The organism is Streptomyces sp. NPDC104202, from assembly GCF_055584185.1.
On sequence record NZ_JBVJMN010000009.1, the window covers coordinates 102737 to 116347 of the forward strand.

Annotated in this window: 17 protein-coding genes; 1 reads left to right on the forward strand and 16 read right to left on the reverse strand. The window is 69.0% G+C overall.

Annotated elements, in window-relative coordinates; all coding sequences use genetic code 11:
- Position 1: 1 nt before the first annotated feature.
- The 14 genes from rplN to ACZ60W_RS09050 form a co-directional block, all read right to left on the reverse strand.
- Positions 2-370, reverse strand: a complete 369-nt coding sequence (gene rplN / locus ACZ60W_RS08985; protein ID WP_003956455.1) for a 50S ribosomal protein L14 — start codon at positions 368-370, stop codon at positions 2-4.
- A 100-nt stretch (positions 371-470) separates the two neighbouring features.
- Entirely contained in the window at positions 471-752 is a 282-nt protein-coding gene (gene rpsQ / locus ACZ60W_RS08990; RefSeq protein ID WP_015035582.1) for a 30S ribosomal protein S17, read from the reverse strand.
- Positions 752-976 carry a 50S ribosomal protein L29 gene (gene rpmC / locus ACZ60W_RS08995; RefSeq protein WP_017239580.1) on the reverse strand — a complete coding sequence of 75 codons (225 nt, stop codon included), beginning with the start codon at positions 974-976 and terminating at the stop codon, positions 752-754. Before rpmC ends, rpsQ begins: the two co-directional genes overlap by 1 nt.
- Complete coding sequence (rplP, locus tag ACZ60W_RS09000) at positions 976-1395, reverse strand: 50S ribosomal protein L16 (RefSeq protein ID WP_017239579.1); 420 nt, start codon at positions 1393-1395, stop codon at positions 976-978. The genes rpmC and rplP overlap by 1 nt, the downstream gene beginning before the upstream one ends.
- 5 nt (positions 1396-1400) lie before the next feature.
- Positions 1401-2249, reverse strand: coding sequence for a 30S ribosomal protein S3 (gene rpsC, locus ACZ60W_RS09005; protein ID WP_033201982.1), 849 nt, complete (start codon positions 2247-2249; stop codon positions 1401-1403).
- On the reverse strand, positions 2249-2596 hold the full coding sequence (rplV, locus tag ACZ60W_RS09010; protein WP_004571827.1) for a 50S ribosomal protein L22: 348 nt from the start codon (positions 2594-2596) through the stop codon (positions 2249-2251). Before rplV ends, rpsC begins: the two co-directional genes overlap by 1 nt.
- A 42-nt stretch (positions 2597-2638) precedes the next feature.
- Complete coding sequence (rpsS, locus tag ACZ60W_RS09015; protein ID WP_015035577.1) at positions 2639-2920, reverse strand: 30S ribosomal protein S19; 282 nt, start codon at positions 2918-2920, stop codon at positions 2639-2641.
- Positions 2921-2932: 12 nt separating this feature from the next.
- Positions 2933-3769, reverse strand: a complete 837-nt coding sequence (rplB, locus tag ACZ60W_RS09020) for a 50S ribosomal protein L2 (RefSeq protein WP_017239576.1) — start codon at positions 3767-3769, stop codon at positions 2933-2935.
- A gap of 40 nt (positions 3770-3809) precedes the next feature.
- The gene (gene rplW, locus ACZ60W_RS09025) at positions 3810-4133 is read right to left on the reverse strand and encodes a 50S ribosomal protein L23 (RefSeq protein ID WP_024755407.1); all 324 of its coding nucleotides are present in this window, start codon (positions 4131-4133) and stop codon (positions 3810-3812) included.
- Complete coding sequence (gene rplD, locus ACZ60W_RS09030) at positions 4133-4783, reverse strand: 50S ribosomal protein L4 (protein WP_366304588.1); 651 nt, start codon at positions 4781-4783, stop codon at positions 4133-4135. The genes rplW and rplD overlap by 1 nt, the downstream gene beginning before the upstream one ends.
- Positions 4784-4790: 7 nt before the next feature.
- Positions 4791-5435: a 50S ribosomal protein L3 gene (rplC, locus tag ACZ60W_RS09035; RefSeq protein ID WP_017239574.1), complete on the reverse strand. Its 645-nt coding sequence runs from the start codon at positions 5433-5435 to the stop codon at positions 4791-4793.
- Positions 5436-5445: 10 nt separating this feature from the next.
- Entirely contained in the window at positions 5446-5754 is a 309-nt protein-coding gene (gene rpsJ, locus ACZ60W_RS09040; RefSeq protein ID WP_003948644.1) for a 30S ribosomal protein S10, read from the reverse strand.
- A gap of 425 nt (positions 5755-6179) precedes the next feature.
- On the reverse strand, positions 6180-7421 hold the full coding sequence (locus ACZ60W_RS09045; RefSeq protein WP_469754688.1) for an RNA polymerase sigma factor: 1242 nt from the start codon (positions 7419-7421) through the stop codon (positions 6180-6182).
- Positions 7418-7780, reverse strand: a complete 363-nt coding sequence (locus ACZ60W_RS09050; protein ID WP_469754689.1) for a YciI family protein — start codon at positions 7778-7780, stop codon at positions 7418-7420. The genes ACZ60W_RS09045 and ACZ60W_RS09050 overlap by 4 nt, the downstream gene beginning before the upstream one ends.
- A gap of 215 nt (positions 7781-7995) precedes the next feature.
- On the opposite strand from ACZ60W_RS09050, the gene ACZ60W_RS09055 reads away from it, so the two are divergent.
- The gene (locus ACZ60W_RS09055) at positions 7996-10020 is read left to right on the forward strand and encodes a PIG-L family deacetylase (protein ID WP_469754690.1); all 2025 of its coding nucleotides are present in this window, start codon (positions 7996-7998) and stop codon (positions 10018-10020) included.
- A gap of 112 nt (positions 10021-10132) precedes the next feature.
- Here the strand turns inward: ACZ60W_RS09055 and tuf are convergent, their stop codons facing one another.
- Both tuf and fusA read right to left on the reverse strand, forming a co-directional pair.
- Positions 10133-11326 carry an elongation factor Tu gene (gene tuf / locus ACZ60W_RS09060; RefSeq protein WP_033201985.1) on the reverse strand — a complete coding sequence of 398 codons (1194 nt, stop codon included), beginning with the start codon at positions 11324-11326 and terminating at the stop codon, positions 10133-10135.
- A 152-nt stretch (positions 11327-11478) separates the two neighbouring features.
- Positions 11479-13608, reverse strand: coding sequence for an elongation factor G (gene fusA, locus ACZ60W_RS09065; RefSeq protein WP_366304581.1), 2130 nt, complete (start codon positions 13606-13608; stop codon positions 11479-11481).
- Between the last annotated feature and the right edge of the window lie 3 nt (positions 13609-13611).

Here is a 13611-nt window from a genome sequence, read left to right on the forward strand (position 1 = left end):
CTTACAGCACCTCCGGCGCGAGCGAGATGATCTTCATGAACTTCTTCTCGCGCAGCTCACGGCCGACCGGGCCGAAGATACGGGTGCCACGAGGGTCGCCGTCGTTCTTGAGAATGACAGCGGCGTTCTCGTCGAAGCGGATGTACGAGCCGTCCTGGCGGCGGCGCTCCTTGACGGTGCGAACGATGACCGCCTTGACGACGTCACCCTTCTTCACGTTGCCACCGGGGATCGCGTCCTTGACGGTGGCGACGATGACGTCACCGATGCCCGCGTAGCGGCGACCCGAGCCACCGAGAACACGGATGCAAAGGATCTCCTTGGCACCAGTGTTGTCGGCGACACGCAGTCGCGACTCCTGCTGGATCACGTCTATCTCCTGATTTGTCTGCCGGTTCCCGGCCGGGGCTTCGCAAGGAAGCCCCGGCCGAGCCTGGCGGAACGAACTTGAAGGGTTACCCCTACAAGAATTACTTGGCCTTCTCGAGGATCTCGATGACGCGCCAGTGCTTCGTGGCGGACAGCTTCCGGGTCTCCATCAGGAGGACGCGGTCGCCGATGCCGGCAGCGTTCTGCTCGTCGTGAGCCTTGAGCTTGTTCGTACGGCGGATGACCTTGCCGTACAGCGCGTGCTTGACGCGGTCCTCGACAGCGACGACGACGGTCTTGTCCATCTTGTCGCTGACGACCAGGCCCTCGCGGACCTTGCGAGCGTTGCGCTCGGTCTTCTCAGTCACGTTGCTCTCGCTCATCAGGCGTTCTCCACCGTCTCGATGCCCAGCTCACGCTCACGCATCAGGGTGTAGATCCGGGCGATGTCCTTACGGACGGACTTGAGCCGACCGTGGTTCTCGAGCTGACCCGTCGCCGCCTGGAAGCGGAGGTTGAACAGCTCTTCCTTGGCCTCGCGGAGCTTGTTGAGAAGCTCCTCGTTGCCCAGCTCGCGCAGCTCGGACGCCTTGGTACCGGCCGACATCACAGCTCACCTGCTTCGCGCTTCACGATCTTGCACTTCATCGGCAGCTTGTGGGCCGCACGGGTGAGGGCCTCGCGCGCGATCTTCTCGTTCGGGTAGGACAGTTCGAACATCACCCGACCCGGCTTGACGTTCGCGATCCACCACTCCGGAGAACCCTTACCGGAACCCATGCGGGTCTCGGCGGGCTTCTTCGTCAGCGGGCGGTCCGGGTAGATGTTGATCCAGACCTTGCCGCCACGCTTGATGTGGCGGGTCATCGCGATACGAGCCGCCTCGATCTGGCGGTTGGTCACGTACGCCGGCGTGAGGGCCTGAATGCCGTACTCGCCGAACGCAACCTGCGTACCACCCTTGCTGGCGCCGGAGCGCTTCGGGTGGTGCTGCTTGCGGTGCTTGACCCTACGGGGGATCAGCATTTCGGTCAGGCCTCCGTTCCGGTGCTCTCAGCCGGAGCGGCAGCGGCGGCGGGAGCCTCGGCCTTGGGGGCCTCGGCAGCCGGCGCGGACTGCTGCTGCGGCTTGCGGCCGCGGCCGCCACGCTCGCCACCGCGGCCACCACGGCCGGCCGGGCGGTCGCCAGCGCCGGCACCACGGGCCGGGCGGTTACCCGCACGGGCCGCAGCGTTCTCGGCGCGGACCTCGGCGATGTTCTTGACGTCGCCCTTGTAGATCCAGACCTTCACGCCAATGCGACCGAAGGTCGTCTTGGCCTCGAAGAAGCCGTAGTCCACGTTCGCGCGGAGCGTGTGCAGCGGCACACGACCCTCGCGGTAGAACTCGGAGCGGGACATCTCGGCGCCGCCGAGACGACCGCCACACTGGATCTTGATGCCCTTGGCGCCGGCCTTCATCGTGCCCTGCATGCTCTTACGCATGGCGCGACGGAAGGAGACGCGGGAGGAGAGCTGCTCGGCGACGGCCTGAGCGACCAGCTGGGCGTCCATCTCGGGGTTCTTGACCTCGAGGATGTTCAGCTGGACCTGCTTGCCCGTGAGCTTCTCGAGGTCACCGCGGATGCGGTCGGCCTCGGCGCCACGGCGGCCGATGACGATGCCGGGACGCGCGGTGTGGATGTCCACCCGCACGCGGTCACGGGTGCGCTCGATCTCAACCTTCGAGATGCCGGCGCGCTCCATGCCGGACGTCATCATCCGACGGATGGCGACGTCTTCCTTGACGTAGTCCTTGTACAGCTTGTCGGCGTACCAGCGGGACTTGAAGTCCGTGGTGATGCCGAGCCGGAACCCATGCGGGTTAACCTTCTGGCCCATTACCGGGTTCCTTCCTTGCTGCTGACGACCACGGTGATGTGGCTGGTCCGCTTACGGATCCGGTAGGCACGGCCCTGAGCACGCGGACGGAACCGCTTCAGGGTCGGGCCCTCATCCACGTACGCCTCGCTGATGACCAGCGAAGAGGCGTCGGTGTGGTCGTAGTTGTGCGCGGCGTTGGCAATGGCGCTGTCCAGCACCTTGCCGACCGGCACGCTCGCGGCCTGCGGGGCGAAACGCAGGACCGCCTGAGCCTCCGTGGCATCCATGCCACGGATAAGGTCCACCACGCGGCGGGCCTTCATGGGCGTGACGCGGATGTACCGCGCCTGGGCCCTGGCTTCCATGGTTGTCCTTCCAGTGTCTGTCATGGTCATTCCACCCCGCTACTAGCGGCGCTTCGACTTCCGGTCGTCCTTCACGTGACCCCGGAAGGTGCGCGTCGGCGAGAACTCGCCGAGCTTGTGGCCGACCATCGACTCGGTGACAAACACCGGAATGTGGGTCTTGCCGTTGTGCACCGCGATCGTGTGGCCGAGCATGGCCGGGATGATCATCGAGCGACGGGACCAGGTCTTGATGACGTTCTTGGTACCGGCTTCGTTCTGGGCGTCCACCTTCTTGACGAGGTGGCCGTCGACGAAGGGTCCCTTCTTGAGACTGCGCGGCATCTAAACCCGCTCCTAGCGCTTCTTGTTCGTCTTGCGGCGGCGGACGATGTACTTGCTCGAAGCCTTCTTCGGCGAGCGAGTACGACCCTCCTTCTGACCCCACGGGGAGACCGGGTGACGACCACCGGAGGTCTTGCCCTCACCACCACCGTGCGGGTGGTCGACCGGGTTCATCGCCACACCGCGAACGGTCGGGCGAACGCCCAGCCAGCGCTTGCGGCCGGCCTTGCCCCAGTTGATGTTCGACTGCTCGGCGTTGCCGACCTCGCCGATGGTGGCGCGGCAGCGGGCGTCGACGAGACGGATCTCACCGGACGGCATACGAAGGTGGGCCATCGTGCCCTCCTTCGCCAGCAGCTGCACGGAGGCACCAGCGGAGCGCGCGAACTTGGCGCCGCCACCGGGACGGAGCTCGATCGCGTGGATCGTGGTACCGACCGGGATGTTGCGGAGCGCCAGGTTGTTGCCGGGCTTGATGTCAGCGCCGGGGCCGTTCTCGACGCGGTCACCCTGCGTCAGACCCTTGGGGGCGATGATGTAGCGCTTCTCGCCGTCCAGGTAGTGGAGCAGCGCGATGCGCGCGGTGCGGTTGGGGTCGTACTCGATGTGAGCGACCTTGGCCGGCACGCCGTCCTTGTCGTGACGACGGAAGTCGATCACGCGGTAGGCGCGCTTGTGGCCGCCACCCTGGTGTCGAACCGTGATCCGACCGGTGTTGTTACGGCCGCCCTTGCTGTGCAGGGGGCGGACCAGCGACTTCTCCGGCGTGGACCGCGTGATCTCGACGAAGTCGGCTACGGAGGAGCCACGACGGCCCGGCGTAGTCGGCTTGTACTTGCGGATTCCCATTTCTCAGTCCTCGTCCGATTCCGGACGATCCAGACCGCCGTTAGGCGGTCGGACCGCCGAAGATGTCGATACGGTTGCCCTCAGCAAGGGTCACGATGGCGCGCTTGGTGTCCTTGCGCTTGCCGAAACCGGCCTTGGTGCGCTTGCGCTTGCCCTGGCGGTTGATCGTGTTGACCCCGGTGACCTTGACCGAGAAGACCGCCTCGACGGCCTGCTTGATCTGGGTCTTGTTGGAGCCAGGCGCGACGATGAACGTGTACTTGTTCTCGTCCAGCAGGGCGTAGCTCTTCTCCGAGACGACCGGCTTGACGAGAATGTCGCGCGGGTCCGAGAAGGTCTTGCTGGTGACGACGGCCTCAGTCATCAGGCGTCGCTCCCTTCGGTCTCAGCGGTCTGGGGGCCAGACACGAAGGACTCGAGGGCGGCCTGGGTGAAGACCACGTCGTCAGAGACGATCACGTCGTACGTGTTGAGCTGGCCCGGCTCCAGGATGTGCACCTGGGGCAGGTTACGAGCGGACAGCCACGCGGCCTCGTCGGAGCGCTCGGCGACCAGGAGCAGGTTCTTGCGCTCCGAGATCTTGCCGAACAGCGTCTTCGCGGCCTTGGTGGAGACCTCACCCTCGACCACGCCGGTGACGACGTGGATGCGGGAGTGGTTGGCCCGGTCCGAGAGGGCACCGCGGAGGGCGGCGGCCTTCATCTTCTTCGGGGTCCGCTGCGAGTAGTCACGCGGCACGGGACCGTGCACGACGCCACCACCGGCGAACTGCGGGGCGCGGGTCGAGCCCTGACGGGCGCGGCCGGTGCCCTTCTGGCGGTAAGGCTTCTTGCCACCACCACGGACTTCGCCACGGGTCTTGGTCTTGTGCGTGCCCTGACGGGCCGCGGCCAGCTGCGCGACGACGACCTGGTGGATCAGCGGAACGCTGACCTTGGCGCCGAAGATCTCCGCGGGGAGCTCGACGGTCCCGGCCTTGTCGCCTGCCGGCGAAAGGATGTCAATGGTGCTCATCGGTTCCTCAAACCCCCTTGGCCGCGGTGCGGACCAGGACGAGGCCACCGTTGGGGCCGGGGACGGCGCCCTTGATGAGCAGCAGACCCTTCTCGGCGTCAACGGCGTGGACGGTCAGGTTCTGGGTGGTCACACGCTCGTTGCCCATGCGACCGGCCATGCGCATGCCCTTGAAGACGCGGCCCGGGGTGGCGCAGCCACCGATCGAACCCGGCTTGCGGTGCACGCGGTGGGCACCGTGCGATGCCTTGCCACCACGGAAGTTGTGGCGCTTCATGACACCGGCGAAGCCCTTGCCCTTGCTCTTACCGGTGACGTCGACCTTCACGCCGGCCTCGAAGAGCTCGGCGGTGATCTCCTGGCCGAGCGTGTACTCGGAGGCGTCGGCGGTGCGGAGCTCCACCAGGTGGCGGCGCGGGGTGACGTCGGCCTTGGCGAAGTGGCCCTTGAGGGGCTTGTTCACCTTGCGCGGGTCGATCTCGCCGAAGGCGATCTGGACCGACTCGTAGCCGTCGACGTCGTTCGTACGCACCTGGGTCACGACATTCGGGCCGGCCTTGACGACGGTCACCGGGACGACCCGGTTGTTCTCGTCCCAGACCTGCGTCATGCCGAGCTTCTCGCCCAGGATGCCCTTGATGTTCTTAGCCATCTGCGCGCCCTCAGAGCTTGATCTCGATGTCGACGCCCGCCGGAAGGTCGAGACGCATGAGCGAGTCAACCGTCTTCGGCGTGGGGTCGAGGATGTCGATGAGGCGCTTGTGCGTGCGCATCTCGAAGTGCTCGCGCGAGTCCTTGTACTTGTGCGGCGACTTGATGACGCAGTACACGTTCTTCTCAGTGGGCAGCGGCACCGGGCCCGCGACCGACGCACCAGTGCGGGTCACCGTCTCGACGATCTTCTTCGCCGAGGAGTCGATGACCTCGTGGTCGTAGGCCTTGAGCCGGATGCGGATCTTCTGTCCCGCCATGGCTACTAGTAGTCCTTTGTCTCGTAACGCTCTGACATCCCGGTCGGTTCGCGTCCTACCTCCGACCCACGCGGTCGGGCGTGTCGCACTCCCTCTACGCAGAAATCCCTGAGGATTTCCCAACCAAGGGGGTGCGGTCACCATGACCGCGAGTCGGGGGCGGAACACCCACCGGGAGCCTGGCCGGCACCCCGCTGACACTTCCCAGAAGATTCCCGTACGTCCGTCCCTGAGCAGGGACGACGAGTACTGTGGGACTCGCTTCCGGTCCTCCCGACGGGAGGCGTGCAGCATCGGCACTCAACCGAGCAACCCCGACAGTCTGCCATACGCGACCTTCTCGCCGCCAATCGGGATCGAAGACTGTACCCCACGTCACGTGACGCCAAGCGTCGAGGCGCACCCGGCGTCCTCCCGGACCCCCCTCAGCCCAACCTCCGCGCCCGCTCCGTGAGATGACGCCGCTCCGGCGCGCTCGTCGTCCGGCGGGCCGCCTCCCGGTACGCCACGGCGGCCGCCGGGCCGTCGCCGAGGAGTTCGAGCAGGTGGGCGCGGGTCGCGAGCAGCCGGTGGCTGCGGGCCAGGCGCGGGTCGGCCGCCAGCTCCTCCAGCAGGTCGAGACCGGCCCGGGGTCCCCGGACCATGGCGAGGGCGACGGCCCGGTTGAGGGTGATCATCGGGTTCGGCCCGGTGCGTTCGAGGAGCTCGTACAGGGCGAGGATCTGGGGCCAGTCGGTGTCCCCGGCGGTCGGCGCCTCGTCGTGCACGGCGGCGATCGCCGCCTGGAGCTGGTACGGGCCGATCAGACCCCGCGGCAGCGCGCGGCTGATCAGCGCGACGCCCTCCTCGACCAGCCCGGTGTCCCAGCTCCCCCGGTCCTGCTCCGCGAGCGGGACCAGCTCGCCGTGCGGCCCGGTGCGGGCCGGGCGGCGGGCGTCGGTGAGGAGCATCAGGGCCAGCAGCCCCGCCGTCTCGGGGTCCTCCGGGACCAGCCCGTGCAGCAGCCTGGTGAGCCGGATCGCCTCGGCCGACAGCTCGGGCACGGTGAGGTCGTCGCCGCCGCTGGCCGTGTAGCCCTCGTTGAAGACCAGGTACAGCACGTGCCGCACCTCGGCGAGCCGGGCGGTGCGGTCCTCGCCCTCGGGCTGCGCCAGCGACCATCCGCCGGCCCTGATCGTCTGCTTCGCCCGGCTGATCCGCTGCGCCATGGTCGGCTCGGGGACCAGGAAGGCCGCGGCGATCTGCGCGGTGGTGAGGCCGCCGACGGCCCGCAGCGTGAGCGCGATCCGGCTGGGCGGCGACAGGTCGGGGTGACAGCAGAGGAAGAGCAGGGACAGGGAGTCGTCCCGGTCGGCGCCCGGGGCGTCGTCCGCGGCGGGCGCCAGCAGCGCGGAGTCCGGGGTGGCGAGCGCCACGGCGTCCTCGCGGCGGCGCCGGGCGGCCTCGCTGCGCACCAGGTCCACGTACCGGCGGGCCGCGACGGTCAGCAGCCACCCGCGCGGATGGCCGGGGACCCCGCCGCCGGGCCACTGCTGGGCGGCCGCGAGCAGCGCCTCCTGGACGGCGTCCTCGCACAGGTCGAAGTCGCCGTACCGCCGGACGAGCGCGCCGAGGACCCGCGGCGCGTGGGCGCGCAGCAGGTCCTCGACCTCGGCGGAGCCGCTCACACGTCCGCCGCGGACTCGTGCAGGACCGGCCAGAGCTCGACGGGGTCGACGTCCGCGAAGGGCATGTCCGCGGCGATCTCCTGGGCCCGCTCCAGGCTGTCGCAGTCCAGCAGGTAGAAGCTGGCCAGGTACTCCTTGGTCTCCAGGTACGGGCCGTCGGTGACGACCGGCGCGCCGGCCTCGCGGCGGACGAGCTGGGCCGCGGCGGCGTCGGCGAGGCCGTAGGCGCCGACCAGTTCGCCGGTCTCCCGGTACCGGCGGTTGAAGGCCTCCTGGCGGGCGATCGCCTCGGGCCAGGCGTCGGCCGGGAAGGAGTCCCACTTCGCCTGGTTGCCGTAGATCATCGCGACGTACTTCATCTCGGGTGTCCTCCCCGTTCCGCGCGCCCCACCGGCGCGCCGTCACCCCTGGGTCGGAGCCGACGGCGCCGGCTCGACACCGGGCCGCGGACTTTTTCCGGAGATCTTCTCCCGGGACGCGGTCCGCGCGCCGAAGGGCTCGCCCGAACACAACCACGAGGGTCGTACGGCCGTCTTGCAGAGGACCGACGCACCCGAAGGGACGGACACCTCCCGTGACCCCAGCTCCTCGCCGCCGGACGGTGCTCGCCGCAGCCGTCGCGGTCTCCGCGGCCGCCGCCGGCTGCTCCGTCCCGGAGCCGCGCAGGGCCGCCCCGAGCGCCGATCCCGCGCCCGGCAAGCCGGTGGCGCGGGCCGGTGAACGGCGGGCGCTGCTCCTGCAGTTCTGCGCGCACCCGGACGACGACCTGTACTTCATGAACCCGGACACGCAGCGGCTGCTCGACGCCGGGGTCCCACTGGTCTCCGTGTACGTGACGGCGGGCGAGCACACCGGGCGCAACAGGATCGCCGGGATGCCCCCCGCTCCCCCGGACCGGGCCGCCTACTCCGCCGCCCGTCACCAGGGACTGCGGCAGGCGTACGCCACCGCGCTGGGGCTCGGGATGTTCACGCCCTGGCGCCGGGAGACGCTCCCGCTGCCCGGCGGGCGGCTCGCGGAGGTCGACACGCTCACGCACGGCACGCGCCGGGTCGAGCTGGTCTTCCTGAACCTGCCGATGCACACGACCCGCCGCTACATGGCGGTCCCGGCGCTCTGGCACGACCGCGCCCTGGAGCTGCGCACCCATCTGCCGGCGGGCTCGCCGGTGACGCGCGCCGACGCCTACGACTACGACGGGCTGATCGACGCGCTGACCGGGCTGCTGCGGCGCCACCGGCCGACCGTGGTGCACACCCTGGACCCGGACCCGGACCTCCAGCACAGCGACGAGGCCACCCGGCAGCGGGACTCCGAGCAGCCGGGGTACGCCGATCACGGCGACCACACGGCCGTCGCCTCCTTCACCTGGGCCGCGCTGAACCGCTGGGTCGCCGAGTCCGTGCGGGACGGCTCCCCGATACCGGCGTTCACGGCGACCGCCTTCCGCGGCTACTACAACCGCCACTGGCCCAAGAACCTCCCGCCGCGGCTGCTGGCGGAGAAGGCCGCACGGCTGGTGCCGTACGGCGGGGACCCGTCCTGGGAGTGCGGCAACCCCTCGGGCTGCGGCGACTACGGCGTCGGCGGCGACCGGCCGCTGACCAACCGCAAGGGCTGGGTCCGCTCCACCCACCACCGCTGGCCCGGGGCACGCCCGGTGCTCGCCGCGGAGCCGGGCGGCCGCCTCGCCGCGTACGGCGTCCTCGGTCTGCGCGCGGTCCGCTGGCGCGAGACGGGGCCGGCCGGCACGCGCGGGGCCTCGGTGCCCGCCGGCGGCTGGGGCGAGCCGGAGGACCTCGGCGGCGGGCCACTCGCCCCGGCGCTCGGCTCGGCGGTGCTCGGCGACGGCCGGGTGCTGCTCTTCGGGGTGCGGTTCGCCGCCCTCGACGGCCACGGCGGGAGCAACCGGCGCGAGGTGGTGCTCCTGGAGCAGCGCTCCCCCGGCGGCCCGTTCCTCGCCTGGCGCGGGCTCGGCGACCCGGAGCGCGGGGACGACGACCGGGGGCGCCGGATCGGCGCGCCGGTGGCGGTCGCGGCCCCGGACGGCCGGGTGCACCTCTTCCTCCGCGACGCGGCCAAGGGCGTCTCCACCCGCGTGCGGGCCGCCGACGGCTCCTGGGGGCCCTGGCGGGCCCTGCCGGGGGACGCCGAGGTCCAGGACGGCCTCGCCGTCTCGCTGGACGCGGCGGGCCGGGTGCACCTGTACGCACCGGGGCGGGAGTCCGTGCGCCACTGGGTGGACGGGGTGGAGCGGCCGGGGCGTGCGCCGCTCTCGGGGTCGACGGTGGCGTCGGCCGGGGGCGAGCTGTTCCACCGGCCGCCGGCCGCGGCCGCGCTGCTCGGTCCGGCGGGCGACGCCGGGCTCGACGGGTTCGGGGACGTGGTCGCCGCGCGGTCGGCGGCGCTCGGCACCGTGCTGCTCGGCAGGGCGGAGGACGGCCGGGTCCGGGTGCGGGCCGGCGGCCGGCTGCTGACCCGGACGGAGGGGCCGGCCGCGGTGTCGGCCGCCCTGCACCTGGACGCGGGCGGCGTCACCGTGGTGGGCCTCGGACCGAACGGGCACCCCTGGAGCTGGCGGCCCGCGAGCCCGGCATGATCGGCGAGACGCCCCCGGGGGACCGGGAACGCGAGAAGGCCCCGCACCGTACGGTGCGGGGCCTTCCCCTTACTGCTCAGCGGCTCCGGGGAGCCACCAGGTCACATCGAGATCAGGCAGTGATCTTGACGACCTGGCCGGCGCCGACGGTCCGGCCACCCTCACGGATGGCGAACTTGAGGCCCTCCTCCATGGCGATGGGCTGGATCAGCTCAACGCTCATGGCGGTGTTGTCGCCCGGCATGACCATCTCGGTGCCCTCGGGGAGGGTCACGACGCCGGTCACGTCCGTGGTACGGAAGTAGAACTGCGGGCGGTAGTTGTTGAAGAACGGGGTGTGACGGCCACCCTCGTCCTTCGACAGGATGTAGGCCTGGGCCTCGAAGTTCGTGTGCGGCGTGACCGAACCCGGCTTGATGATGACCTGGCCGCGCTCGACGTCCTCGCGCTTGATGCCACGGAGGAGCAGACCGACGTTCTCACCGGCCTGGCCCTCGTCGAGCAGCTTGCGGAACATCTCGATGCCGGTGACCGTGGTGGTGGTCTTCTCGGTCTTGATGCCGATGATGTCGACGGTCTCGTTGACCTTGAGGACACCACGCTCGATACGACCGGTGACGACGGTGCCACGACCGGTGATCGTGAAGACGTCCTCGATCGGCATCAGGAACGGCTTGTCGACGTCACGCTCGGGCTGCGGGATGGACTCGTCCACCGCGTGCATGAGGCCGAGGAGCTTCTCGCCCCACTCCTTGTCGCCCTCGAGGGCCTTGAGCGCCGAGACACGGACGACCGGAAGGTCGTCGCCCGGGAACTCGTACTCGGAGAGGAGCTCACGGACCTCGAGCTCGACGAGCTCCAGGATCTCCTCGTCGTCCACCATGTCGGCCTTGTTCAGGGCGACGACGATGTACGGAACGCCGACCTGGCGGGCCAGGAGCACGTGCTCCTTGGTCTGCGGCATCGGGCCGTCGGTGGCGGCGACCACGAGGATGGCGCCGTCCATCTGCGCGGCACCCGTGATCATGTTCTTGATGTAGTCAGCGTGACCCGGGCAGTCGACGTGCGCGTAGTGACGCGACTCCGTCTGGTACTCGACGTGCGCGATCGAGATGGTGATACCGCGCTGGCGCTCCTCGGGAGCCTTGTCGATCTGGTCGAAGGCCGAGGCCTCGTTCAGGTCCGGGTACGCGTCGTGCAGCACCTTGGTAATGGCGGCCGTGAGGGTCGTCTTACCGTGGTCGATGTGACCGATGGTGCCGATGTTGACGTGCGGCTTAGTCCGCTCGAACTTTGCCTTCGCCACTTGATCCTCCTGCGGAGTGGTTCTGTACGCCTTGCTTCATCGGCGCCAGGTGATCTTTGCTGGGATGCCAGTGCGCCGGGGCCGATTTCTCGGGGTTCCGAGGTCGAAACCCCGGCGACTGGTGTCAAGCCTAAAGCGTGAACTCGGGAGAGTTACTCGCCCTTGGCCTTCGCGATGATCTCCTCGGCGACGTTCCGCGGAACCTCGGCGTAGGAGTCGAACTGCATCGAGTAGCTTGCGCGACCCGAGGTCTTGCTGCGGAGGTCGCCGACGTAGCCGAACATCTCCGAGAGGGGCACGAGGCCCTTCACGACGCGGGCGCCGCTGCGCTCCTCCATGGCCTGGATCTGGCCACGGCGGGAGTTGATGTCGCCGATGACCTCACCCATGTAGTCCTCGGGCGTGGTGACCTCGACGGACATCATGGGCTCGAGGATGACCGGCGAAGCCTTCCGCGCGGCCTCCTTGAAGGCCTGCGAACCGGCGATCTTGAACGCCAGCTCGGAGGAGTCGACCTCGTGGTAGCCACCGTCGAGAAGAATGACGCGAACGCCCGTCATCTCGTAGCCGGCCAGGATGCCGAACTGCATGGCCTCCTGCGCACCCGCGTCGACCGAAGGGATGTACTCCTTCGGGATGCGGCCACCGGTGACCTTGTTCACGAACTCGTACGAGGCGTCGCCGCCCTCGATGGGCTCGATCGCGATCTGCACCTTGGCGAACTGACCGGTACCACCGGTCTGCTTCTTGTGGGTGTAGTCAAGTCGCTCGACGGCCTTGCGGATCGTCTCGCGGTACGCGACCTGCGGCTTGCCGACGTTCGCCTCGACCTTGAACTCGCGACGCATGCGGTCGACGAGGATGTCGAGGTGAAGCTCGCCCATACCACCGATGATGGTCTGGCCGGTCTCCTCGTCCGAGTGCACCTGGAAGGAGGGGTCCTCCTCCGCGAGACGCTGGATGGCGACACCCAGCTTCTCCTGGTCACCCTTGGACTTGGGCTCGATCGCGACCTGAATGACCGGCGCCGGGAAGTCCATGGACTCCAGGATGACCGGGTTCTTCTCGTCGCACAGCGTCTCACCGGTGGTGGTCTGCTTCAGGCCCATGACGGCGACGATGTCGCCGGCGCCCACCGAGTCGATCTCCTCACGCTTGTTCGCGTGCATGCGGTAGATCTTGCCGATGCGCTCCTTCTTGCCCTTGACGGAGTTCAGCACCGCGGTGCCGGCCTCCAGGCGACCGGAGTAGATCCGGACGAAGGTGAGCTTGCCGAGGTGCGGGTCGCTCGCGATCTTGAACGCGAGGGCCGACAGCGGCTCGTCGTCGGACGGCTTGCGCTTGACGACCAGCTCCGCGTCCTTGACGTCGTGGCCCTCGATGGCCTCGACGTCCAGGGGGGAGGGGAGGTAGCGCACGACCGCGTCGAGCAGGGGCTGGACGCCCTTGTTCTTGAACGCGGTGCCACAGAAGACGGGGGTGACCGTCTTCTCGCCGCCACCCTTGCCGGAGGCGATGGTGATGCGACGGACGGCAGCGTAGAGCTGCTCCTCGGTGGGCTCGACGCCCTCGAGGAAGAGCTCCATGAGCTCCTCGTCGTTCTCGGCGACGGTCTCGACCAGCTTGGCGCGCCACTCTTCGGCGAGCTCGGTGTGCGAGGCCGGGATGTCGACGACGTCGTACATCTCGCCCTTGCTGGCCTCGGCGGACCAGACGAGGGCCTTCATGCGGACGAGGTCGACGACGCCCTGGAAGTCCATCTCGGCGCCGATCGGGAGCTGCATGACGATCGGGACGGCGCCGAGGCGCTCCACGATCATGTCGACGCAGCGGAGGAACTCGGCACCCGTACGGTCGAGCTTGTTGACGAAGCAGATGCGCGGAACGCCGTAGCGGTCCGCCTGACGCCAGACAGTCTCGGACTGGGGCTCGACACCGGCCACGCCGTCGAACACGGTCACGGCACCGTCGAGCACGCGCAGCGAACGCTCCACCTCGACGGTGAAGTCGACGTGGCCCGGCGTGTCGATGATGTTGATCGTGTGATCGACGTTCTCGAGCGGCCAGTGGCAGGTCGTCGCGGCGGACGTGATGGTGATGCCGCGCTCCTGCTCCTGCTCCATCCAGTCCATCGTGGCAGCGCCGTCGTGGACTTCACCGATCTTGTACGAGACGCCGGTGTAGAACAGGATCCGCTCGGTGGTGGTCGTCTTGCCCGCGTCGATGTGCGCCATGATGCCGATGTTGCGCACCTTGGCAAGGTCAAGCGAAGTGGTAGCCATATC